Source organism: Pseudomonas sp. LBUM1671 (assembly GCF_059695685.1).
Window position 1 is genome coordinate 406377 of the sequence record NZ_CP166782.1, and the last position, 23641, is coordinate 430017.

Here is a 23641-nt window from a genome sequence, read left to right on the forward strand (position 1 = left end):
TCCGTCTGTCCAACAGTAAAAGCGGAATGCCCACATGTCTGATTTGAAAACTGCCGCTCTCGAATATCACGCCCATCCTCGTCCAGGGAAGCTGAGTGTCGAGCTCACCAAGGCCACCGCTACCGCCCGCGACCTGTCGCTGGCCTACAGCCCCGGCGTAGCCGAACCAGTACGCGAAATCGCCCGCGATCCTGAACTGGCCTACAAATACACCGGCAAAGGCAACCTGGTTGCAGTCATTTCCGATGGCACCGCGATTCTCGGCCTGGGTAACCTCGGCCCATTGGCTTCCAAGCCAGTCATGGAAGGTAAAGGCGTGCTGTTCAAGCGTTTCGCCGGCATCGACGTTTTCGACATCGAAGTCGACTCCGAAAGCCCGCAAGCCTTCATCGACACCGTCAAGCGTATCTCCATCACCTTCGGTGGCATCAACCTGGAAGACATCAAGGCACCTGAGTGCTTTGAGATCGAACGCGCTCTGATCGAGCAGTGCGACATTCCGGTATTCCACGATGACCAGCACGGCACCGCGATCGTTACCGCCGCCGGCATGATCAACGCCCTGGAAATCGCTGGCAAAACCCTTGCCGACGCCAAGATCGTCTGCCTGGGCGCCGGTGCGGCCGCCATCTCCTGCATGAAATTGCTGGTGAGCATGGGCGCCAACATCGAAAACATCTTCATGGTTGATCGTACCGGCGTGATCCACTCCGGCCGTGACGACCTGAACCAGTACAAGGCTGTCTTCGCTCACGCGACCGACAAGCGCACCCTGGCTGACGCCCTGACCGGTGCCGACGTGTTCGTTGGCCTGTCCGGCCCGAACCTGTTGAGCGCTGAAGGCCTGAAATCCATGGCGGCCAACCCGATCGTGTTCGCCTGCTCCAACCCGGATCCGGAAATCGCCCCGGAACTGGCGCACGCCACCCGTGACGACGTGATCATGGCGACCGGCCGTTCGGACTACCCGAACCAGGTCAACAACGTGCTGGGCTTCCCGTTCATCTTCCGTGGTGCCCTGGACGTTCGCGCCAAGCGCATCAACGAAGAAATGAAAGTGGCCGCGGCCAACGCCCTGCGCGAACTGGCCAAGCTGCCGGTTCCTCAGGAAGTGTGCGACGCCTACGGTGGCATCAAGCTGGAATTCGGTCGTGAGTACATCATTCCGAAGCCAATGGATGCCCGCCTGATCACCGTGATCTCCGATGCCGTGGCCAAGGCCGCCATCGAGACCGGCGTAGCGACCCTGCCGTATCCGAAGAACTACCCGCTGAAAAGCGTGGATGACGTGTTCAACGGCTAAGTCGTTTAGCGCTTCAACCGAAAGCCCCGATTCGTATGAGTCGGGGCTTTTTTTGTCTGTGTTTTTTGTGGTGTCTGTGAGGGCCTCTTCGCGGGCAAGCCCGCTCCCACAGTGGATTATCGGTGTGCATGCGATCTGGTACGCAACAGAGATCCCTGTGGGAGCGGGCTTGCCCGCGAAGGGGCCTTCCAGGACAACACAAAACCTGCAGGCAATAAAAAGCCCCGCACTTCTCTCGAAGGCGGGGCTTTTGCATTGCGCTACGCGATCAGAACAAATCGATCGGCGCCGCCTCATCTGCCGGCAGCGGGCTACCCGGCGCGTTGCCGTTGCCCAGCTCATTCACCGACGGTGGCGTGTCTTCGGCCTTGAACAGCTCGAAGTACGCGCCTGGCGTGCCCGGGGTGGCCGCACGACCGCTGACCGGGTCAACCCGCAGGCTGAGGAGGCCTTCCGGCTCTGCCTGGGTGTGAGGCGGCTTGTCCTTGAGGGCGGCAGCCATGTAGTTCATCCAGATCGGCAGCGCGACGGTGCCGCCGAACTCACGTTTGCCCAGGCTTTCAGGCTGATCGAAGCCGGTCCAGACGGTGGTCACGTAATCGGCGTTGTAGCCGGAGAACCAGGCGTCCTTGGATTCGTTGGTGGTACCGGTCTTGCCCGCAATGTCACTGCGGCCCAAGGCCAGAGCGCGGCGGCCGGTGCCGAGCTTGATTACGTCCTCGAGCATGCTGTTGAGGATGTAGGTGGTGCGACCATCGACGATGCGTTCAGCCACGGCTGGCGTCTGCGGTGCAGCGCCGGGTGCGGCCGGAGCCTCGCCTGGCGTCGCATTGATCGTGAACGCCTGGGCCTCGCTCGGTGCGGCGATGCCGTTGGTTGCTACATCGCTCTGAGGAACGCTCGGCGGGTTGGCGACGAACAGCGTGTCGCCATTGCGGCTTTCGATCTTGTCGATGATGTACGGGGTGATTTTGTAGCCGCCGTTGGCGAAAGTGCTCCAGCCGGTGGCGATTTCCATTGGCGTCAGGGTCGCGGTGCCCAGGGCCAGGGACAGGTTGCGCGGCAGGTCCTGCTTGTTGAAGCCGAACTTGCTGATGTAGTCGATGGTGCGATCGACGCCCAGCGCCTGCAGCAGTCGGATCGACACCAGGTTGCGCGACTTGTACAACCCTTCACGCAGGCGGATCGGGCCCAGGAAGGTGTTGGTGTCGTTCTTCGGACGCCAGACCTTGTCCAGGTATTCGTCGACAAACACTATCGGTGCATCGTTCACCAGGCTGGCGGCGGTGTAGCCGTTGTCCAGCGCAGCGCTGTACACGAAGGGCTTGAAGCTCGAACCCGGCTGACGCTTGGCCTGCATGGCGCGGTTGTAGTTGCTCTGCTCGAAGGCAAAACCACCGACCAGCGAGCGGATGGCGCCGTTCTGTGGATCAAGGGACACTAGCGCACCTTGCGCTTGCGGGATCTGGCTGAACTTCAGCGAATTGTCCGGTTGGCGTTGCACGCGAATCAGGTCACCGACCTGTGCCACGTCAGATGGCTGCTTCGGATTGGCGCCCATGCTGTTGGTGTTCAGGAATGGACGTGCCCATTTCATGGTGTCCCAGGCGACGTGTTCTTCACCGGTGCGGGTAATCACTTGCAGGCCGTTCTTGTCGACCTGAGTGACGATGGCCGGCTCAAGGCTGCTGATGGTCCGCTGTTTGGTCAGCTCGGTGGCCCAGGCCTCGCGAGTCTTGCCCGGCAGGCGCGATTCAGGGCCGCGATAGCCGTGACGCTGATCGTAGGTCATCAAGCCTTCGTGGACGGCGGTGTTGGCCATTTCCTGAAGATTGCTCGGCACCGTCGTGGTGACGCGGAAACCTTCGGTGTACGCATCGCTGCCATAACGGCCGACCATTTCGGCGCGGGCCATTTCGGCGATGTACGGCGCGTTCACTTCCGGCGTCGGCACGTGGTAGCTGGCGTTCAGCGGCTCGTTGATTGCGGTGGTGTAGTCGGCTTCGGTGATCTTGCCGAGCTTGTACATGCGCCCAAGGATCCAGTCGCGACGTTCCTTGCTGCGGGCCGGGTTGGCCAGTGGGTTGAAGCGCGAAGGAGCTTTTGGCAGGCCGGCGATCATCGCCATCTGCGCCAGGCTGACATCACGAATCGACTTGCCGTAGTAAACCTGCGCGGCGGCTTCGATGCCGTAGGCGCGGTTACCCAGGTAGATTTTGTTGACGTACAGCTCGAGGATCTCGTCCTTGGTCAGCTGCCGTTCGATCTGCAGGGCCAGGAGAATTTCGGTGGTTTTGCGCGAGAAGCTGCGTTCGCTGGTCAGGAAGAAGTTCTTCGCCACCTGCATGGTGATGGTGCTGCCGCCGGACTGGATGTGTCCGCTTTTTACCAGTTGGGTCGCAGCGCGCATCAGGCTGCTGGGATCGACGCCATAGTGGTTGGCGAAATTGTCGTCTTCAGCGCTTAGTAACGCATTGATGAAATTGGGGGGAATGTCGGCGAAACGGATCGGCGTGCGGCGCATTTCGCCAAATTCTGCGATCAACTTGTTGTCGCTGCTGTACACCCGCAATGGAATCTGCAACTGGATGCTTCTCAGAGCCTCCACAGATGGCAATCCCGGACTAAGGTAAAGAAACGCGCCGCTCAGACCAAGGAGCAGTCCGCAGAAAACGGCGACGATGGACCAACCGAAAAATTTCAGCAGACGAATCAAGGCTTTGGGATATCCAGGGCAAAGAATGAATTGGGCAACAGGGTTCAGATAACAGGGAACGACCCGCGCTTGCAGTAAAAACCGGAAAAAAACGCTGGGCATTATAAGCATTTTTCCGTCGAGGGCGTCATTTGCGCTGCTGTCAAGACGGGTGGTTTGAACGCAATGGGTATTACAGAGTCCGTAAGACACGGATAGTCATAGGGAATTGGTAGTGCTAGGACTCTTCAATAAAAAAGCCAACACGCTTCTGGGGATCGACATCAGCTCCACGTCGGTGAAGCTGCTTGAGCTAAGTCGCCAGGGCGAGCGTTATCGGGTCGAGGCCTATGCGGTTGAGCCCTTGCCCGCCAACGCGGTGGTCGAAAAAAATATCGCCGAGCTCGAAGGCGTGGGTCAGGCACTCTCTCGCGTGTTGCTCAAGGCCAAAACCAATCTCAGAAATGTCGCCGTAGCTGTCGCCGGATCGGCAGTCATCACCAAAACCATCGAGATGGACGCAGGTCTTTCCGACGACGAAATGGAAAACCAGCTGAAGATCGAGGCCGATCAGTACATCCCCTATCCGTTGGATGAAGTCGCCATCGACTTCGAAGTCCAGGGCGCGTCGGCGCGTAACCCCGAGCGGGTCAATGTGCTGCTGGCGGCCTGTCGCAAGGAAAACGTCGAAGTGCGTGAAGCCGCCCTGGCGCTGGCCGGCCTGACGGCGCGCGTGGTGGACGTCGAGGCTTATGCGCTGGAGCGATCGTTCTCGTTACTGGCCGGGCAACTGGCGGTTTCGCAGGAGGGGCTGACCGTGGCGGTGGTCGACATCGGCGCGACCATGACCACCCTGAGCGTGCTGTACAACGGGCGGATCATCTACACCCGCGAACAATTGTTCGGCGGTCGGCAGCTGACGGAGGAAATCCAGCGTCGTTATGGCCTGACCATCGAGCAGGCGGGGCTGGCGAAGAAGCAGGGCGGGTTGCCGGACGATTACGTCAGCGAAGTCTTGCAGCCGTTTCGCGATGCGCTGGTGCAGCAGGTTTCCCGGTCGTTGCAGTTCTTCTTCGCCTCCGGTCAGTACAACGCGGTCGATCACATCCTGCTGGCAGGCGGTACCGCGTCAGTGCCGGGGCTTGATCGCCTGATCGAACAGCGGCTGGGCACGCCGACCCAAGTGGCTAACCCGTTCTCCGACATGGCGTTGAGCAGCAAGGTCAACGCCGGCGCCCTGGCAAGCGATGCGCCGGCACTGATGATCGCCTGCGGACTTGCCCTCAGGAGTTTCGACTGATGGCGCGGATCAACCTTTTACCCTGGCGCGAAGAGTTGCGTGAGGAGCGCCGCAAACGTTTTTTGCTGGCGCTGGTCGGCGTTTTGGTGTGCTCGGTGGGCGCGATTTTTATCGCAGACCAAGTCATCAACGCCGCCATTGACCGACAAGTGGCCCGGAACGATTACATCGGCAAACAGATTGCCGTGGTCGACGAGCGCATCAAGCAGATCAGCGAGCTGAAGTCCCGTCGCCAGCAGCTCGTCGAGCGCATGCGCATCATTCAGGACCTGCAAGGCAACCGTCCGATCAGCGGGAGGATTTTCGACCAGTTGGCGCGTACCCTGCCGGACGGGGTGTATTTCACCGAAGTGAAGATGGCCGGTAAAACCCTGTCCATTACCGGCGCGGCGGAATCGAACAATCGTGTTTCCGACCTGATGCGCAATCTGGATGCGTCCGACTGGTTCGATGCGCCGAGTCTCACCGAAGTCAAAGCCACCACCGCCGGGCAACTGGATCAGGCCAACGTCTTTCAGTTGACCGTCCGTCAGACCCAGCCCGCTGTCGTGGAGGCTGGCAAATGAGCCCCTCGGAATGGTTTGAAGGCCTGCGCAAGATCGACATCAACGATCTGGACACCAACAACATGGGGTCCTGGCCGCCAGCGATCAAAGCCCTGGCGGGTGTCTTGCTGATGGTGCTGGTGCTGGCCCTCGGGTACACCTTTTACATCAGTGATCAGGAAGATCACCTCGAACTCCAACGTGAGCAGGAGTCGACCCTCAAGGAGCAATTCGCGACCAAGGCGCACATGGCGGCGAACCTGGAGCTGTACACCCAGCAAATGAAAGAGATGGAAAACTCTTTCGGGGTGCTGCTGCGGCAATTGCCCAGCGACACCGAAGTGCCGGGGCTGCTGGAAGACATCACTCGCACCGGCCTCGGAAGCGGGCTGGAGTTCGAAGAGATCAAGCTGCTGCCGGAGGTTACCCAGCAGTTCTACATCGAGCTGCCGATCCAGATCACCGTGACCGGCGCCTACCACGACCTGGCGACGTTCGTCAGTGGCGTGGCCGGATTGCCGCGGATCGTTACGCTGCATGATTTCGACCTCGCGCCGGCTGACCCCGAAGGCGGTCCGAAACTGCGCATGAGTATCCTGGCCAAGACCTACCGCTATAACGACAAGGGGCTGCAGAAATGACCCCGATTCGTTGCTTATTGATGGTGATGTTGTTCGCCGGCCTGGCCGGATGCGGCAGCGGCAATGACGTCGGTGACCTCGACGCCTACATGAACGAAGTGCGCCTGCGGCCACCCGGCAAGATTGAACCAACGCCGACATTCCGGTCTTACCCAACGTTCACCTACAACGCTGCCAACCTGCGCAGTCCGTTTTCCCGGCAGGTCAGGGTCGACCTGGCGGGGCAGCAGCGCGGCTCGCGCAACGTCAAACCCGACCCCAACCGGGCCAAGCAATACCTCGAAGGTTTCAACATCGAGCAGTTTGAAATGGTCGGCACGATCTCCAATGCCACCGGCTCCTTTGCGCTGTTGCGCGGGGCAGGCGGGGTGCATCGGCTGAAAGTCGGCGATTACCTGGGGCGTAACGATGGACGGATCGTCGCCATCAGCGGCTCACAAGTCGATGTGGTCGAAATCGTTCCTGACGGCGAAGGCGCCTGGCTGGAACGGCCGCGGACCATCCCTTTGAAAGAGCACTCATAGTGGAACTCGAATAATGAACAGGATTTTCTCAACCCTCGGTATCTCGCTATGGATAGCGTTGCTGTCGCCGATGGTACAAGCGGCCAACCTCAAGACGCTGGATGTTGCGGCGCTGCCGGGTGATCGTGTCGAGTTGAAGTTGTCTTTCGATGGCCCGCCCCCGCAACCCCACGGTTACACGACCGAGTCGCCCGCACGCATTGCGCTGGATCTGCCCGGCGTTGTCAGTCAGCTCAAAAGCAAAAATCGTGAACTGGGCGGCGGAAATGCCCGTAGCGCCACTGTGGTGGAAGCCAAGGACCGTACGCGACTTATCATCAATCTGACTCAATTAACCCCGTACAGCGCACGGGTTGAGGGCAACAATCTGATCGTGGTGGTCGGGCAAGGCGCCACCAACAAAGCGTCTCGCCCGCCCGCCAGCGCTCCACGCGCCGCGACTGCAACGCCAGCCCCGACGAAAGCCTACGCACCCGTGGGCAAGGCCATCCGTGGTGTGGATTTCCAGCGCGGCACGCAGGGTGAAGGCAATGTAGTGATCGATCTGTCGGATCCGTCCATCGCTCCTGACATCCAGGAGCGCGACGGCAAGATCATCCTCGGTTTCGCCAGAACCCAATTGCCAGAGCCATTGCGTGTGCGCCTGGACGTCAAGGATTTCGCCACCCCGGTGCAGTTCGTCAATGCCAGCGCCACCGGCGACCGGGCGACGATCAGCATCGAGCCCAGCGGCGCTTTCGATTATTCGACTTACCAGACCGACAACAAGCTGACGGTCAGCATCCGGCCGATGACCGTCGACGACCTGCAAAAGCGCAACGCTGAGCGTTTTGCCTATACCGGTGAAAAGCTCTCGCTGAATTTCCAGGACATCGATGTGCGTTCGGTGCTGCAACTGATCGCCGATTTCACCAACCTCAATCTGGTGGCCAGCGACACGGTGCAGGGCGGTATCACCTTGCGTTTGCAGAATGTGCCGTGGGACCAGGCGCTGGACCTGGTGCTGAAAACCAAAGGCCTGGACAAGCGCAAGATCGGCAACGTCCTGCTTGTGGCGCCGGCTGATGAAATTGCGGCTCGCGAGCGTCAGGAACTGGAATCGCAAAAGCAGATCTCCGAACTCGCGCCCCTGCGTCGAGAGCTGTTGCAGGTCAACTACGCCAAGGCTGCCGACATCGCCAAACTGTTCACCTCGGTAACCAGTGCCGAAGCGAAAATCGACGAGCGGGGGTCGATCACGGTCGATGAGCGCACCAACAACATCATTGCTTACCAGACCCAGGACCGGCTGGACGAACTTCGTCGAATCGTCGCGCAGCTGGATATCCCGGTGCGCCAGGTGATGATCGAGGCGCGAATCGTCGAGGCCAACGTCGACTACGACAAAAGCCTCGGCGTGCGCTGGGGTGGTTCGGTGCAGAAGGGCAACTGGAACACGTCTGGGGTCAACGGCTCTTCGACCACCATTGGTACGCCGGGCAGCACCAGTACCAATTCGCCGTTCGTCGACCTGGGGACCTCTGCCAATACTTCGGGGATCGGCATCGCTTTCATTACCGACAATGTGCTGCTGGACCTTGAGCTTTCGGCCATGGAGAAAACCGGCAACGGGGAAATCGTTTCGCAGCCCAAGGTGGTCACGTCCGACAAGGAGACCGCGAAAATCCTCAAGGGCACCGAGATTCCCTATCAGGAGGCCAGCTCCAGCGGTGCCACGTCGGTGTCGTTCAAGGAGGCGTCGCTGTCCCTTGAGGTCACGCCACAGATCACCCCGGACAACCGCATCATCATGGAGGTCAAGGTCACCAAGGACGAACCGGACTATCTGAACAAGGTCCAGGATGTGCCGCCGATCAAGAAAAACGAGGTCAATGCCAAGGTCCTGGTCAATGATGGCGAGACCATCGTCATTGGCGGGGTTTTCTCAAATACTCAGAGCAAGGTTGTAGATAAGGTGCCATTTCTCGGTGATGTGCCGTATCTTGGCCGCCTTTTCCGGCGTGACGTGGTTTCGGAGAAAAAATCCGAGCTGCTGGTATTTCTCACTCCGCGTATCATGAATAACCAGGCGATTGCTGTGAGTCATTGATTCTGTGCGAAATTTGATTCTTGTTGGACCGATGGGGGCTGGAAAAAGCACCATCGGCCGGTTGCTGGCCAAAGAGCTGCGCCTGCCGTTCAAAGATTCCGATAAGGAAATTGAATTGCGCACGGGCGCCAATATCCCGTGGATTTTCGATAAAGAAGGCGAGCCGGGCTTTCGTGACCGTGAGCAGGCGATGATCGCCGAGCTGTGCGGCTGCGACGGCGTGGTGCTGGCGACCGGTGGGGGCGCGGTGATGCGCGAAGCCAATCGTCGGGCGTTGCACGCCGGCGGTCGGGTGGTCTATCTGCATGCCTCAGTCGAGCAGCAGGTCGGCCGCACGTCTCGCGATCGTAATCGTCCGTTGTTGCGCACCGCCGATCCGGCCAAGACCCTGCGGGATCTGCTGGCGATCCGCGATCCGCTGTATCGGGAAATCGCCGACCTGGTGGTTGAAACCGATGAGCGGCCACCACGAATGGTGGTGCTCGATATTCTCGAACGCTTGCAGCAACTACCTCCCCGTTAAAGCGAGGCGCGAAATGCGCTATCCTCGGCGTCCTGTCACCACCGCTCAAGGTTGTGGCGGATGGCTACCGAACGGCGTCACACCAGCAGACGCCTTGGACATTCGTTAACTCATGGCAGGACGCCTGATTCCATCTTCACTGTGGGGACACATGCAGACACTCAAGGTCGATCTAGGCGAGCGCAGCTACCCGATTCATATTGGCGAAGGTTTGTTGGATCAGCCTGAGCTGCTGGCCCCGCACATCCGCGGACGGCAAGTGGCGATCATCTCCAACGAGACCGTTGCGCCGCTCTATCTCGAACGTCTGACCCGTAGCCTCGCGCAGTTCTCGGTGATTTCCGTGGTGCTGCCCGACGGCGAAGCTTTCAAAACCTGGGAAACCCTGCAGCTGATTTTCGACGGCCTGCTGACCGCACGCCATGACCGCCGCACCACAGTAATCGCCCTCGGCGGCGGTGTGATTGGTGACATGGCCGGTTTTGCGGCGGCCTGCTACCAGCGTGGTGTCGATTTCATCCAGGTCCCGACCACGTTGCTGTCGCAAGTCGACTCCTCGGTGGGCGGCAAGACAGGAATCAACCATCCGCTGGGCAAGAATATGGTCGGCGCCTTCTATCAGCCAAACGTGGTGCTGATCGATACCGCGACCCTCAATACCCTGCCGGCCCGGGAACTCTCTGCCGGGCTGGCGGAAGTCATCAAGTACGGGCTGATCTGCGACGAGCCGTTCCTGACCTGGCTCGAAGAAAACGTTGATCGCCTGCGTGCCCTGGATCAGGTCGCCCTGACGTACGCCATCGAGCGTTCCTGCGCCGCCAAGGCTGAGGTGGTCGGCGCCGACGAGAAGGAAACCGGTGTTCGTGCCACGTTGAACCTGGGCCACACCTTCGGACACGCTATCGAAACCCATATGGGCTATGGTGTCTGGCTTCACGGTGAAGCCGTCGCTGCTGGCACCGTAATGGCTTTGGAAATGTCCGCGCGACTGGGCTGGATCAGCGAGCAAGAGCGCGATCGCGGCATTCGCCTGTTTCAGCGTGCCGGCCTGCCAGTCATCCCGCCTGAAGAGATGACCGAAGCCGATTTTCTCGAACACATGGCAATTGACAAGAAAGTGATCGACGGTCGTTTACGCCTGGTGCTGCTGCGCCACATGGGCGAAGCGGTGGTGACCGACGATTATCCGAAAGAAGTTTTACAGGCCACGCTGGGAGCGGATTACCGCGCCCTGGCTCAGCTTAAAGGTTAATAAGATCCCGATGACTAGTTTGCATGCCGACGAGGCTTTCCTCGGCCATTACCAGTTGAGTCATGACCCGTTTGCTCCACGGGTGCCTGGCTTCAAATTCTTCCCGGCCCAGCGCAAACCGGTGCTGGGGCAACTGCATCACCTGGCACGCTATAGCCAGTTGCTGCTGGTGGTCACGGGCCCGCAAGGCAGTGGCAAGACCCTGTTGCGCCAGGCCCTGGTGGCCAGCACCAACAAGCAATCAGTGCAAAGCGTGGTGGTTTCCGCCCGTGGCGCCGGCGATGCGGCCGGCGTGCTGCGTCAGGTGGCTCAGGCGCTGAACGTCGCCCAGGCGGAGGTCAACGCGATTCTGTCGCAGGTCGTGCAACTGGCGCTGACCGGGCAGGAAGTCTATTTGCTGGTGGATGACGCCGAGCAGCTCGACGAATCCGCGCTGGAGGCCTTGCTGGCCCTGGCCGCCGGTGCGCCGGAAGGTCGTCCGCATGTGTTCCTGTTCGGTGAGTCCTCGCTGATTGCTCAACTCGACGCGCTGAGCCTCGAGGAAGAGCGTTTCCACGTCATCGAGTTGCAGCCTTACACCGAAGAAGAAACCCGCGAATATCTGGACCAGCGGCTCGAAGGCGCCGGCCGGGGTATCGAACTTTTTACCGCAGATCAGATCTCTGATATTCACGAAAGCTCCGACGGCTGGCCTGGCACCATCAACCAGGTTGCCCGCGATGCAATGATCGAAGCCATGATTGCCAGCCGCTCAGCGGTCAAGCGTCCAAGTATGGGGTTCAACATGCCGAAGAAACACGTATTGGCGATTTCCGCCGTCGTCGTGGTCGCGGTAGCCGCCGCCTGGTTGATGCCGGGTCGCAGCAAAGCACCGACAACCGGCGCGCCAGCCAACGAGCAGGCGCAATTGCCGCTCGGCCAGGGCACGCCACAACCTAACAGCGACGGTGCGCCTTCCGTCGAATTCGCCGGTAATTCGCAACCGATGCCATTGCCGCTGGTCGGCAACTCGCAACCGGTCATGCGCGGTCCGTTGGCCGAAGCGGCCGGTGGTATCACCGAAGGCGACGACGGCGTGCCGGTCGAGGGTTCCAGCGCAACACCGCCAACCGTGACCACCACTGCACCGCCTGCCGGCATCCAGCCTGGCCCTGCGCCGACACCTGCCGCTAAACCGGCTCCAGCGCCGACTCAGGTCGCGACCGCCAAGCCAGCCCCGGCTGCGCCTGCCGTGAAGCCGGCTCCGGCGCCAGCCAAGCCAGCCGCCGTGGCCACCGCCAAGCCTGCCGAGAAACCGGCCGCCGCTCCTGCGAAAGGCGCAGGCGGTACTTGGTACGCCGGTCAGCCGACCAGTAACTACGTGGTGCAGATCCTCGGCACCAGCTCCGAAGCGACTGCGCAAAACTTCGTGAAAGAGCAGGGCGGCGAGTACCGTTATTTCAAGAAAGTGCTCAACGGCAAGCCGCTTTACGTGATCACCTACGGTAACTTCGCCAACCGCGATGCAGCCCTTACCGCCATCAAGGCCTTGCCAGCGAAGGTTCAGGCTGGTAAACCTTGGCCTCGCACTGTCGCCAGCGTCCAACAGGAACTGGCAACAACTCGCTGAAGATTCGGCGGCCTTACCCAGGCCGCCTCTCCAAGCACCTCAAAATTTCTACAAGCGCATGCCGTCTCTCAAGACCGCGTGCCTTGTGGTGTCTGCGTTACAGTAGTCTTTGAGTCGTTGCGGTCAAAATTAAAAAAGTTTTGACTAGCACAGCAGATCGCTTTAAACCTTTCACAAATGCGACATGGATTTGCGACAGTTCGTCGTCAAATTTGTGAGCCTCTGTGTCGCTGTGTACAATGACCACCCTTTTGCCCCCGCTAAGCCGGCGTACGTTCGGCGCGGATTGCAAGTGGTTGAATTGAAAAGAAATTTGCCTCGAAAAGAGGCAGCCTGGTGAGAAAGTGTCTATGAAAGCAGGTCTGTACCAACCAGATGAATTCAAGGATAACTGCGGTTTCGGCCTGATTGCCCATATGCAGGGCGAGCCCAGTCATACCCTTTTGCAAACGGCCATTGAGGCCCTGACCTGCATGACCCACCGCGGTGGGATCAACGCCGACGGCAAGACCGGTGACGGTTGCGGTCTGCTGATTCAAAAACCGGACGTGTTCCTGCGAGCCATCGCCCAGGAAACATTCGGTGTCGAACTGCCCAAGCAATATGCCGTGGGCATGGTCTTCTTCAACCAGGACCCGGTCAAAGCCGAAGCCGCTCGCGAGAACATGAACCGCGAGATCCTGGCCGCCGGCCTGCAACTCGTCGGCTGGCGCAAAGTGCCGATCGACACCAGCGTCCTCGGCCGCCTGGCCCTGGAGCGCCTGCCGCAGATCGAGCAGGTGTACATCGGCGGTGAAGGCCTGAGCGACCAGGACATGGCGATCAAGCTGTTCACCTCCCGCCGTCGCTCGTCCGTGGCCAATGCCGCCGACACCGACCACTACATCTGCAGCTTTTCGCACAAGACCATCATTTATAAAGGCCTGATGATGCCGGCGGATCTGTCCGCCTTCTATCCAGACCTCAGCGACCAGCGCCTGCAAACCTCGATTTGCGTGTTCCACCAGCGCTTCTCCACCAACACCCTGCCGAAATGGCCGCTGGCTCAACCGTTCCGCTTCCTGGCGCACAACGGCGAGATCAACACCATCACGGGCAATCGTAACTGGGCCGTGGCCCGTCGCACCAAGTTCACCAACGACCTGATGGACCTTGAAGAACTCGGCCCGCTGGTCAACCGCGTCGGTTCCGACTCCTCCAGCATGGACAACATGCTCGAGCTGATGGTCACCGGCGGCATCGACCTGTTCCGTGGCGTGCGGATGATCATTCCGCCTGCGTGGCAGAACGTAGAAACCATGGACCCGGACCTGCGTGCGTTCTACGAATACAACTCCATGCACATGGAACCGTGGGACGGCCCGGCGGGCGTGGTAATGACCGACGGTCGCTACGCGGTGTGCCTGCTCGACCGTAACGGTCTGCGCCCGGCGCGTTGGGTCACCACCAAGAACGGCTTCATCACCCTGGCCTCGGAAATCGGTGTCTGGAACTACCAGCCTGAAGACGTGATCGCCAAGGGCCGCGTCGGTCCGGGCCAGATCTTTGCCGTGGACACCGAAACCGGTCAGATCCTCGACACCGATGCGATCGACAACCGCCTGAAGTCCCGTCATCCGTACAAGCAATGGCTGCGCAAGAATGCCCTGCGCATCCAGGCGACCATGGAAGACAACGACCACGGTTCGGCTTTCTACGACGTCGATCAGCTCAAGCAGTACATGAAGATGTACCAGGTCACGTTCGAAGAGCGCGATCAGGTGCTGCGTCCGCTCGGCGAGCAAGGCTACGAAGCCGTCGGCTCGATGGGCGACGATACGCCGATGGCCGTGCTGTCCCAGCGCGTGCGCACGCCGTACGACTATTTCCGCCAGCAGTTCGCGCAGGTCACCAACCCGCCAATCGACCCGCTGCGTGAAGCCATCGTCATGTCGCTGGAGATCTGCCTCGGTGCCGAGCGCAACATCTTCCAGGAGTCGCCGGAGCACGCCTCGCGCGTAATCCTCAGCTCGCCGGTCATTTCTCCGGCCAAGTGGCGCTCGCTGATGAACCTCGATCGTCCGGGCTTCGAGCGCGCGATCATCGACCTCAACTACGACGAAAGCGTCGGCCTCGAAGCGGCCATCCGCAACGTTGCCGATCAGGCTGAAGAAGCCGTGCGCTCCGGTCGCACCCAGGTCGTGTTGAGTGACCGTCACATTGCCCCGGGCAAGTTGCCGATCCACGCCTCCCTGGCCACCGGCGCGGTACACCACCGCCTGACCGAAAAAGGCCTGCGCTGCGACTCCAACATCCTCGTGGAAACCGCCACCGCTCGCGACCCGCACCACTTTGCGGTGTTGATCGGTTTCGGCGCCTCGGCGGTCTATCCGTTTCTGGCCTACGAAGTGCTGGGCGACCTGATCCGCACCGGTGAAGTCTTGGGCGACCTCTATGAGGTGTTCAAGAACTACCGCAAAGGCATCACCAAAGGCCTGCTGAAGATCCTGTCGAAGATGGGCATCTCGACCATCACCTCGTACCGCGGTGCGCAGCTGTTCGAAGCCATCGGCCTGTCCGAAGAAGTTTGCGAGCTGAGCTTCCGTGGCGTGCCAAGCCGCATCAAGGGTGCGCGTTTCGTCGACATCGAAGCCGAGCAGAAAGCTCTGGCCGCCGAAGCCTGGAGCCCGCGCAAGCCGATCCAGCAGGGCGGTCTGCTGAAGTTCGTCCACGGTGGCGAATATCACGCGTACAACCCGGACGTGGTCAACACCCTGCAAGCCGCAGTGCAGCAGGGCGACTACAGCAAGTTCAAGGAATACACGGCGCTGGTCGACAACCGTCCGGTGTCGATGATCCGCGACTTGTTCAAGGTCAAGACCCTGGACACGCCGCTGGACATCAGCGAGATCGAACCGCTGGAATCGGTGCTCAAGCGCTTCGACTCCGCCGGCATCTCGTTGGGCGCCTTGTCGCCTGAGGCTCACGAAGCCCTGGCCGAAGCCATGAACCGCCTCGGTGCGCGTTCCAACTCCGGCGAAGGCGGCGAAGACCCGGCGCGCTACGGCACCATCAAGAGCTCGAAAATCAAGCAAGTCGCGACGGGCCGTTTCGGTGTAACCCCGGAATACCTGGTCAACGCTGAAGTGCTGCAGATCAAGGTCGCCCAAGGCGCCAAGCCCGGCGAAGGCGGTCAACTGCCAGGTGGCAAGGTCAACGGCCTGATCGCCAAGCTGCGTTACGCAGTGCCAGGCGTGACCCTGATTTCGCCGCCGCCGCACCACGACATCTATTCGATCGAAGACTTGTCGCAGCTGATTTTCGACCTGAAACAAGTCAATCCGAAGGCCCTGGTCTCGGTGAAGTTGGTGGCAGAAGCGGGCGTCGGCACCATCGCTGCCGGTGTGGCCAAGGCCTATGCGGACTTGATCACCATCTCCGGCTACGACGGCGGCACCGGTGCATCGCCGCTGACCTCGATCAAATACGCGGGCGCTCCGTGGGAACTCGGCCTGGCCGAAACCCACCAGACCCTGCGCGGCAACGACCTGCGCGGCAAAGTCCGGGTGCAGACCGACGGCGGTCTGAAAACCGGCCTCGACGTGATCAAGGCTGCGATCCTCGGCGCTGAAAGCTTCGGCTTCGGCACCGCGCCAATGATCGCCTTGGGCTGCAAATACCTGCGTATTTGCCACCTGAACAACTGCGCCACCGGCGTCGCGACTCAGAACGAGAAGCTGCGCAAGGATCACTACATCGGGACCGTCGACATGGTGGTGAATTTCTTCACTTATGTCGCCGAAGAAACCCGTGAGTGGCTGGCCAAGCTGGGCGTGCGCTCCCTCGAAGAGCTGATCGGTCGTACCGATCTGCTGGACATCCTCGAAGGCCAGACCGCCAAGCAGAACCACCTGGACCTGACCCCGTTGCTCGGTAGCGATCACATCCCGGCAGACAAGCCTCAGTTCTGCCAGGTGGACCGCAACCCGCCGTTCGACAAAGGCTTGCTGGCCGAGAAAATGGTCGACATGGCCACCTCGGCCATCAACGACATGAGTGGCGCCGATTTCGCCCTGGATATCTGCAACTGCGACCGTTCGATCGGCGCGCGGATCTCCGGTGAAATCGCGCGCAAGCACGGCAACCAAGGCATGGCGAGCGCGCCGATCACCTTCCGCTTCAAAGGGACGGCCGGTCAGAGCTTCGGTGTGTGGAACGCCGGTGGCCTGAACATGTACCTGGAAGGCGACGCCAACGACTACGTCGGCAAGGGCATGACCGGCGGCAAGCTGGTCATCGTTCCGCCGAAGGGCAGCGTCTACAAGACTCAGGACAGTGCCATTATCGGCAACACCTGCCTGTACGGCGCCACGGGCGGCAAGCTGTTCGCCGCCGGCACCGCGGGCGAGCGCTTTGCCGTGCGTAACTCCGGTGCCCACACGGTTGTGGAAGGCACGGGTGATCACTGCTGCGAGTACATGACTGGTGGTTTCGTCTGCGTCCTGGGCAAGACCGGTTACAACTTCGGTTCAGGCATGACCGGCGGTTTCGCCTACGTGCTCGACCAGGACAACAGCTTCGTTGACCGGGTCAACCACGAACTGGTGGAAATCCAGCGGATCAGCGGTGAGGCGATGGAAGCCTATCGCAGCCACTTGCAACGCGTGCTGAACGAATACGTCGAGGAAACCGACAGCGAATGGGGCCGTAACCTCGCTGAAAACCTTGATGACTATCTGCGTCGTTTCTGGCTGGTCAAGCCCAAGGCTGCCAACCTGAAATCGTTGCTTTCCAGCACCCGTGCCAACCCGCAGTGATATGCGCCTGAAGAGTTTGATGAGGTTTTAACAATGGCTGAACGTCTGAATAACGACTTCCAGTTCATCGACGTCGGGCGCAAAGATCCGAAGAAGAAACTGTTGCGTCAACGCAAGAAAGAGTTCGTGGAGATCTACGAACCCTTCAAACCCCAGCATTCGGCCGATCAGGCCCACCGCTGCCTGGGTTGCGGTAACCCGTATTGCGAGTGGAAGTGCCCGGTGCACAACTTCATTCCGAACTGGCTGAAACTGGTGGCCGAGGGCAACATCCTCCAGGCCGCCGAGCTGTCGCACCAGACCAACACCCTGCCGGAAGTGTGCGGCCGGGTTTGCCCGCAGGATCGTCTGTGCGAGGGTGCTTGCACCCTCAACGACGGCTTCGGCGCGGTGACCATCGGTTCGGTCGAGAAGTACATCACCGACACCGCGTTCGCCATGGGCTGGCGTCCGGACATGTCCAAGGTCATACCGACCGGCAAGCGTGTGGCGATCATCGGTGCAGGCCCGGCCGGCCTCGGTTGTGCCGACGTGCTGGTACGCGGCGGCGTGACCCCGGTGGTGTTCGACAAGAACCCGGAAATCGGCGGTTTGCTGACCTTCGGCATCCCCGAGTTCAAGCTGGAAAAGACTGTGCTGAGCAATCGCCGCGAAGTCTTCACCGGCATGGGCATCGAGTTCCGCCTGAACACCGAGGTGGGCAAGGACGTGACCGTCGAGCAACTGCTCGAAGAATACGATGCCGTGTTCATGGGCATGGGCACCTACACCTACATGAAGGGCGGCTTTGCCGGTGAGGACCTGCCGGGCGTGCATGACGCGCTCGACTTCCTGATCGCCAACGTCAACCGCAACCTGGGCTTTGAAAAGTCGCCGGAAGATTTCGTCGACATGAAAGGCAAGAAGGTGGTGGTACTGGGCGGCGGCGACACGGCGATGGACTGCAACCGTACGTCGATTCGCCAGGGCGCCAAGTCGGTGACCTGCGCCTATCGTCGTGACGAAGCGAACATGCCGGGCTCGCGCAAAGAGGTGAAGAACGCCAAGGAAGAAGGCGTGAAGTTCCTCTACAACCGCCAGCCGATCGCCATCGTTGGCGAAGACAAGGTCGAAGGCGTGAAGGTGGTCGAGACCCGTCTCGGCGAACCCGACGCCCGTGGCCGCCGCAGCCCCGAGCCGATCCCGGGCTCCGAAGAGATCATCCCGGCTGATGCCGTGGTCATCGCTTTCGGTTTCCGTCCAAGCCCGGCGCCGTGGTTCGAGCAGTTCAGCATCCAGACCGACAGCCAGGGCCGCGTTGTGGCGCCGGAACAAGGTCAGTTCAAGCACCAGACCAGCAACCCGAAAATTTTCGCCGGTGGCGACATGGTTCGCGGCTCTGACCTGGTGGTGACGGCGATCTTCGAAGGCCGCAACGCCGCCGAAGGCATCCTGGATTACCTGGGCGTCTAAATCCCCGATCCAGAACTGACATGCAATAACCCTGTGGGAGCTGGCCTGCCAGCGATAGCATCACCTCGGACTGACTGACACACCGAGGTGTCCGCATCGCTGGCAGGCCAGCTCCCACATTGGTTTCCGGGTGTTGCTGAAATCTGCGTGTTTATTGCGACAAATTGACCCGATAGACAAAAGGCTGACCTGCAACCGTGCCTTTTGCGTCGCGCTCTGAGAAAATGCCCGCACTTTTTTTCCGGATGCCGACATGACTGCCCTGAAGAACGACCGTTTCCTTCGTGCCCTGCTCAAGCAACCCGTAGACGTCACCCCCGTGTGGATGATGCGTCAGGCCGGTCGCTACCTGCCGGAATACCGCGCCAGCCGCGCCAAGGCCGGTGACTTCATGAGCCTGTGCATGAACCCGGAGTTCGCTTGCGAAGTCACGATGCAGCCGCTCGACCGCTATCCGCAACTGGACGCGGCGATCCTGTTCTCCGACATCCTGACCATCCCGGATGCCATGGGCCAGGGCCTGTACTTCGAAACCGGTGAAGGCCCACGCTTCAAGAAAGTCGTCAGCACCCTGGCCGACATAGAAGCCCTGCCGATTCCTGATCCGCACAAAGACCTCGGCTACGTCATGGATGCGGTCAGCACCATCCGCCGTGAACTGAATGGCCGCGTGCCGCTGATCGGCTTCTCCGGCAGCCCATGGACCCTGGCCACCTACATGGTCGAAGGCGGCTCGTCGAAAGACTTCCGCAAGACCAAGGCCATGCTCTACGACAACCCGCAAGCCATGCACCTGCTGCTGGACAAGCTCGCACAGTCGGTCACCAGCTACCTCAACGGCCAGATCATGGCTGGCGCGCAAGCGGTGCAGATCTTCGACACCTGGGGCGGCAACCTCTCGGCGGCGGCGTACCAGGAATTCTCCCTGGCCTACATGCGCAAAATCGTCAGCGGCCTGATCCGCGAACACGAAGGCCGCAAAGTACCGGTCATCCTGTTCACCAAGAACGGCGGCCTGTGGCTGGAAAGCATCGCCGATGCCGGTGCTGACGCCTTGGGCCTGGACTGGACCTGCGACATCGGCGAAGCCCGCCAGCGTGTCGGCAACAAAGTTGCCCTGCAAGGCAACATGGACCCGACCGTGCTGTACGCCAAGCCAGAAGCCATTCGCACCGAAGTTGGCCGCATCCTCGCCAGCTATGGCAAGGGCAGTGGTCACGTGTTCAACCTCGGCCATGGCATCACCCCGGAAGTTGATCCGGAACATGCGGGTGCGTTCATGCGCGCGGTGCATGAGCTGTCGGCGCAATATCACGAGTGATCGTCGGCCAATAAAAAACGCCCGGCATATGCCGGGCGTTTTTGTGTGAGATATCAGATCGTACACGGTCAATGTGGGAGCGGGCTTGCCCGCGATAGCAGTAGTTGATCCAGCACATCTGTTGTATGTGATGACGCCATCGCGGGCAAGCCCGCTCCCACAGGGATTTGCATCAGGCTTTTAAATCGCCTAATGGTGGCAACTTCGCCAGCTTCAACGCCACCAACAGCGCAATCACCAGCAGCGCACCAATAAACAACCCGATCCCGTTCCACCCGCCCAGGTGCCAGAACACTCCGCCCGCCGTCCCCGCAATACTCGACCCGGCGTAATAGCTGAACAGGTACAACGACGACGCCTGTCCCTTGGCCTTGACCGCCCGACGCCCGATCCAGCTACTCGCCACCGAGTGCGCGCCAAAGAAGCCGAAGGTGAAGATCAGCATGCCGATAATCACCACCGGCAGCGGCGTGAACATCGTCAGTGCTAGACCGGCGAGCATCAGCACAATCGTCGCCCAAAGCACTTTGCGCCGGCCCAGCTGGTCAGCCAGCGAACCGATTTTCGCCGAGCTGTAGATGCCAGACAGGTACACCACCGACAGCAGCCCAACGAACACCTGGTCCATGTGATACGGCGCGGCCAGCAAGCGATAACCGATGTAGTTGAACAGCGTGACGAACGCGCCCATCAGCACAAAAGCCTCAAGGAACAGCAACGGCAACCCGGCGTCGCGAAAATGCATGGTGAAGCCATCGACCAGACTGCGCGGGTGCAGCGAGCGAGCGCGGAAGTTGCGTGATTCGGGGAGGATTTTCCAGAACACCGTCGCCGCGATCAGCGCCAGACCGCCGATCACCAGCATCGCCGTGTGCCAGCTGACAAAGTCGATCAATACGCCGGTGATCAAGCGGCCACTCATTCCGCCAATCGCATTACCAGCGATGTACAACCCCATCGCGAGGCCGATGTGCTGTGGGTGGATCTCTTCGCTCAGGTAGGTCATGGCGACCGCCGCCAGGCCGCTCAACGACAACCCGATCAACGCACGCATCACCAGCACGCCTTGCCAGCTCGGCATCATCGCGCTGGCCATGGTGCACAACGCCGCGGCGAACAGCGCCGCGACCATCACCGGTTTGCGTCCGACACGGTCGGAGATCGGGCCGGTGATCAGCAAGCCAATGGCGAGCATGCCAGTGGCCACCGACAGGATCAGGCTGCTTTGCGCCGCGTTGATCGAATACTCGTGGGACAGCAGAGGCATCATCGGCTGTACGCAGTAGAGCAGGGCGAAGGTCGCGAAGCCGCCGGAGAACAGCGCCAACACCGTGCGCATGAACATCGGTGTGCCTTTCTCGATGTAGATCTCTTTCAATTCGGCGACAACATCGTCCACCGCATCGGGCGGGACTTCATGGGCAAGGGGGGCGACAGCAGTTTTCACTTCGGACCTCGGAGGGCGCAGCCGGTCAGGCAATGAAAAAAGCATATAGCTGCCTAATGATTCAATCCAATATATTGTTCGACCTGTTTGATAGGTTTAACGACCTAATGGAGTTTTCATGGAATTGCGTCACCTGCGCTACTTCATCGCCGTCGCCGAAGAACTGCACTTCGGCCGCGCCGCTCAGGCATTGGGCATCTCGCAACCGCCCCTGAGCCAGCAGATTCAGGCACTGGAACAAGAGGTGGGTGCCCGACTGTTTGAGCGAACCAATCGTCGGGTCGAGCTCAGCGAGGCCGGTCGACTGTTTCTGGAAGAAGCGCGGTTGGTGCTGGCCCAGGTCGACAAAGCGGCCGATGTGGCACGGCGTGCGCAGCTCGGCGAGTTGGGCGAACTGAAGATCGGCTTCACCTCGTCGGCGCCGTTCAACTCGACCATTCCTCAGGCGATTTTTTCGTTTCGCCAGCGTTTCCCCGCGGTGCATTTGAATCTGCGGGAGATGAGCAGCACCCAAGTGGCCGATGCGCTGGTGGATGAGTCGATCGAAGTCGGCATCATGCGACCACTCGGGCTGCCGGATTCCCTCAGCGTCGTGGAACTGATGCGTGAGCCGCTGGTGGCGGTGCTCAGTTCCAAGCATCCGCTGGTCAGCGGCAGTGAAGAAGGGTTGTTCCTGTCGGCATTGGCCCTCGAACCGTTCGTGTTTTTCCCGCGCAGTTATGGCAGCGGCCTGTATGCACAGTTGCTCAGCCTGGCCCGCGATGCCGGTTTCAGCCCGCACTTCGCACAAGAGGCGGGGGAGGCGATGACGATTATCGGGTTGGTGGCGGCGGGGCTGGGTGTGTCGGTGCTGCCGGCGTCTTATCAGCGGATGCGCATCGACGGTGTGGTGTATCGACCGTTGCTCGATCCGGAAGCGGTGTCGGCGGTGTGGCTGGTGCAGCGCAAGGACCAGAAGTCGCCGATGGCCAAGGCGTTTGTGGATTTGTTGACGAGGAAGGTTGAGGGGGCTTGAGCGAAGGGACACTTAAAGTAACGGATCTGGTTTAGTGATTTCCTCGGATGTTGAGCAAAATCGATTTCTTTCGATGAGTGCCATGGATGCCACTTCTATATCAACCGAAGGAAGGCAGCGTGCTGATTTGTGATTTCAGGGGGTATGAAGTTCCTGAAATGATCAAAGTCAGGCCTGTTGTCGTGATACGCAAACACAAAACCAACAGCTTACTCGTGACAGTTGTGCCTCTGAGCACCACTGCTCCGGATCGTGTACTTGATCATCATCTGGAGCTTCAAAGTCATCTCCAGGGTGCCACTCCAGTCTGCTGGGCGAAATGCGATATGGTTGCGACAGTGAGCCTCTCCAGACTGGACCGGATCAAAAGTCGAGACCGCCAGGGGAAGCGTGTTTATGTTATTTCACAACTTGAAACAGATGAGTTTTACGCAATAAAAGTCGCGGTGCGCAATGCTCTTGGCTTGTGATGGCATTGGAAGTGGCGCAGTCAGGCGAATGGCCAGTGGTTGCCCCTGTTTCCGTTTCACGCAATACTCCTCCCGTTCCCGAAAGGGGCTTGTGAGACTCTGAGGATCCTGGGCAACCAGCCATCGCAGAGCCAGACAGGTACAGGGCGATGACAAGCCGACCTGTTTGTGAAAGGGCGCCGAAAGGCGCCCTTTGTCGTTTCCAGTGTTACTGAACCTTCGCCAAATCCCCTTTCAACGCAACGCCCGCCAGGATCGCCCCGGCGTGGCATTCATAGTTCTTGGCGTCTTTACGCTCATTGCTCTTGTAGAAGCTGACAATGTTGGTCACCGCATTAGCCCCGGCGCTCTTGGCCGCCTGGAACAAGCTGATGATTGCCGATTGCGCGACCCATTCGCAGGCCACTTCGTCAGACTTGTTGAAGGCGTTGGTTTTCTTGTTGGTCACGGCCCCCGCGCTGAGTACGCTGACGTTGCCAGTCGGTGTATTGCCGGCCAGGTAGAACTTCACGCTGCCATCGATTTTGCCGGTGCGGGTGGCTTCGGCGACGGCTTTGTCGAAGGGCAGGTACACCGGGGTGTCGCGGGCCTGGCTGACGGCCGGGAGGGCGCAGATCAACAGGGTGGCGGCGGCAGCGAGTTTCTTGAAGTGCATGGAG

17 protein-coding genes are annotated in these 23641 nt (G+C 60.3%); 14 read left to right on the forward strand and 3 right to left on the reverse strand.

The genetic code is table 11. The features are described from left to right. Positions 1 to 34 precede the first annotated feature (34 nt). Positions 35 to 1303 (forward strand): malic enzyme-like NAD(P)-binding protein, encoded by a 1269-nt coding sequence (locus tag ACA060_RS01900; RefSeq protein ID WP_010464435.1) that lies wholly within the window; start codon positions 35 to 37, stop codon positions 1301 to 1303. A gap of 268 nt (positions 1304 to 1571) precedes the next feature. Here ACA060_RS01900 and ACA060_RS01905 read toward each other — a convergent pair whose 3' ends face one another. Continuing rightward, positions 1572 to 4016 carry a penicillin-binding protein 1A gene (locus ACA060_RS01905; protein WP_497318161.1) on the reverse strand — a complete coding sequence of 815 codons (2445 nt, stop codon included), beginning with the start codon at positions 4014 to 4016 and terminating at the stop codon, positions 1572 to 1574. A 217-nt stretch (positions 4017 to 4233) separates the two neighbouring features. On the opposite strand from ACA060_RS01905, the gene ACA060_RS01910 reads away from it, so the two are divergent. From ACA060_RS01910 to hemE, 11 genes are all read left to right on the forward strand, one after another. After that, positions 4234 to 5298, forward strand: a complete 1065-nt coding sequence (locus ACA060_RS01910) for a pilus assembly protein PilM (RefSeq protein ID WP_109627569.1) — start codon at positions 4234 to 4236, stop codon at positions 5296 to 5298. Beyond that, entirely contained in the window at positions 5298 to 5864 is a 567-nt protein-coding gene (locus ACA060_RS01915) for a PilN domain-containing protein (protein WP_109627570.1), read from the forward strand. Before ACA060_RS01910 ends, ACA060_RS01915 begins: the two co-directional genes overlap by 1 nt. Further along, positions 5861 to 6484: a type 4a pilus biogenesis protein PilO gene (gene pilO / locus ACA060_RS01920; RefSeq protein WP_497315067.1), complete on the forward strand. Its 624-nt coding sequence runs from the start codon at positions 5861 to 5863 to the stop codon at positions 6482 to 6484. The genes ACA060_RS01915 and pilO overlap by 4 nt, the downstream gene beginning before the upstream one ends. Continuing rightward, a complete protein-coding gene (locus tag ACA060_RS01925; RefSeq protein ID WP_497315069.1) occupies positions 6481 to 7008 on the forward strand; it encodes a pilus assembly protein PilP in 528 nt (175 codons plus the stop codon). The genes pilO and ACA060_RS01925 overlap by 4 nt, the downstream gene beginning before the upstream one ends. Positions 7009 to 7021: 13 nt before the next feature. Further along, entirely contained in the window at positions 7022 to 9097 is a 2076-nt protein-coding gene (locus tag ACA060_RS01930) for a type IV pilus secretin PilQ (RefSeq protein ID WP_497315071.1), read from the forward strand. 4 nt (positions 9098 to 9101) lie between these two features. Further along, the gene (gene aroK / locus ACA060_RS01935) at positions 9102 to 9620 is read left to right on the forward strand and encodes a shikimate kinase AroK (RefSeq protein WP_010464421.1); all 519 of its coding nucleotides are present in this window, start codon (positions 9102 to 9104) and stop codon (positions 9618 to 9620) included. A 151-nt stretch (positions 9621 to 9771) separates the two neighbouring features. Then, complete coding sequence (gene aroB / locus ACA060_RS01940) at positions 9772 to 10872, forward strand: 3-dehydroquinate synthase (protein ID WP_102593630.1); 1101 nt, start codon at positions 9772 to 9774, stop codon at positions 10870 to 10872. 10 nt (positions 10873 to 10882) lie between these two features. Continuing rightward, positions 10883 to 12481, forward strand: coding sequence for an AAA family ATPase (locus ACA060_RS01945; RefSeq protein ID WP_109627578.1), 1599 nt, complete (start codon positions 10883 to 10885; stop codon positions 12479 to 12481). 350 nt (positions 12482 to 12831) lie between these two features. After that, positions 12832 to 17277, forward strand: a complete 4446-nt coding sequence (gene gltB, locus ACA060_RS01950; RefSeq protein WP_497315073.1) for a glutamate synthase large subunit — start codon at positions 12832 to 12834, stop codon at positions 17275 to 17277. Between the two features lie 33 nt (positions 17278 to 17310). After that, on the forward strand, positions 17311 to 18729 hold the full coding sequence (locus ACA060_RS01955; RefSeq protein WP_497315075.1) for an FAD-dependent oxidoreductase: 1419 nt from the start codon (positions 17311 to 17313) through the stop codon (positions 18727 to 18729). 253 nt (positions 18730 to 18982) lie between these two features. Next, positions 18983 to 20050 carry a uroporphyrinogen decarboxylase gene (gene hemE, locus ACA060_RS01960; protein ID WP_109627584.1) on the forward strand — a complete coding sequence of 356 codons (1068 nt, stop codon included), beginning with the start codon at positions 18983 to 18985 and terminating at the stop codon, positions 20048 to 20050. A 172-nt stretch (positions 20051 to 20222) separates the two neighbouring features. On the opposite strand, the gene ACA060_RS01965 is transcribed toward hemE, so the two are convergent. Continuing rightward, a complete protein-coding gene (locus ACA060_RS01965; protein WP_497318163.1) occupies positions 20223 to 21449 on the reverse strand; it encodes an MFS transporter in 1227 nt (408 codons plus the stop codon). Between the two features lie 166 nt (positions 21450 to 21615). Between ACA060_RS01965 and ACA060_RS01970 the strand changes: the two genes are divergently transcribed. Continuing rightward, positions 21616 to 22512, forward strand: a complete 897-nt coding sequence (locus ACA060_RS01970; RefSeq protein WP_497315077.1) for a LysR family transcriptional regulator — start codon at positions 21616 to 21618, stop codon at positions 22510 to 22512. A gap of 86 nt (positions 22513 to 22598) precedes the next feature. Next, the gene (locus ACA060_RS01975; protein WP_497315079.1) at positions 22599 to 22982 is read left to right on the forward strand and encodes a type II toxin-antitoxin system PemK/MazF family toxin; all 384 of its coding nucleotides are present in this window, start codon (positions 22599 to 22601) and stop codon (positions 22980 to 22982) included. Positions 22983 to 23190: 208 nt separating this feature from the next. Here the strand turns inward: ACA060_RS01975 and ACA060_RS01980 are convergent, their stop codons facing one another. Continuing rightward, entirely contained in the window at positions 23191 to 23637 is a 447-nt protein-coding gene (locus ACA060_RS01980) for an excinuclease (protein WP_497315081.1), read from the reverse strand. Between the last annotated feature and the right edge of the window lie 4 nt (positions 23638 to 23641).

Excerpts from the sequence above, each read along its gene's own strand:
- ACA060_RS01900 (WP_010464435.1), top strand. The coding sequence starts at position 35 with ATGTCTGATTTGAAAACTGCCGCTCTCGAATATCACGCCCATCCTCGT.
- ACA060_RS01955 (WP_497315075.1), top strand. The coding sequence starts at position 17,311 with ATGGCTGAACGTCTGAATAACGACTTCCAGTTCATCGACGTCGGGCGC.
- ACA060_RS01970 (WP_497315077.1), top strand. The coding sequence starts at position 21,616 with ATGGAATTGCGTCACCTGCGCTACTTCATCGCCGTCGCCGAAGAACTG.
- ACA060_RS01945 (WP_109627578.1), top strand. The coding sequence starts at position 10,883 with ATGACTAGTTTGCATGCCGACGAGGCTTTCCTCGGCCATTACCAGTTG.
- ACA060_RS01975 (WP_497315079.1), top strand. The coding sequence starts at position 22,599 with ATGCCACTTCTATATCAACCGAAGGAAGGCAGCGTGCTGATTTGTGAT.
- ACA060_RS01930 (WP_497315071.1), top strand. The coding sequence starts at position 7,022 with ATGAACAGGATTTTCTCAACCCTCGGTATCTCGCTATGGATAGCGTTG.
- aroB (WP_102593630.1), top strand. The coding sequence starts at position 9,772 with ATGCAGACACTCAAGGTCGATCTAGGCGAGCGCAGCTACCCGATTCAT.
- ACA060_RS01915 (WP_109627570.1), top strand. The coding sequence starts at position 5,298 with ATGGCGCGGATCAACCTTTTACCCTGGCGCGAAGAGTTGCGTGAGGAG.
- ACA060_RS01925 (WP_497315069.1), top strand. The coding sequence starts at position 6,481 with ATGACCCCGATTCGTTGCTTATTGATGGTGATGTTGTTCGCCGGCCTG.
- pilO (WP_497315067.1), top strand. The coding sequence starts at position 5,861 with ATGAGCCCCTCGGAATGGTTTGAAGGCCTGCGCAAGATCGACATCAAC.
- gltB (WP_497315073.1), top strand. The coding sequence starts at position 12,832 with ATGAAAGCAGGTCTGTACCAACCAGATGAATTCAAGGATAACTGCGGT.
- ACA060_RS01980 (WP_497315081.1), bottom strand. The coding sequence starts at position 23,637 with ATGCACTTCAAGAAACTCGCTGCCGCCGCCACCCTGTTGATCTGCGCC.
- hemE (WP_109627584.1), top strand. The coding sequence starts at position 18,983 with ATGACTGCCCTGAAGAACGACCGTTTCCTTCGTGCCCTGCTCAAGCAA.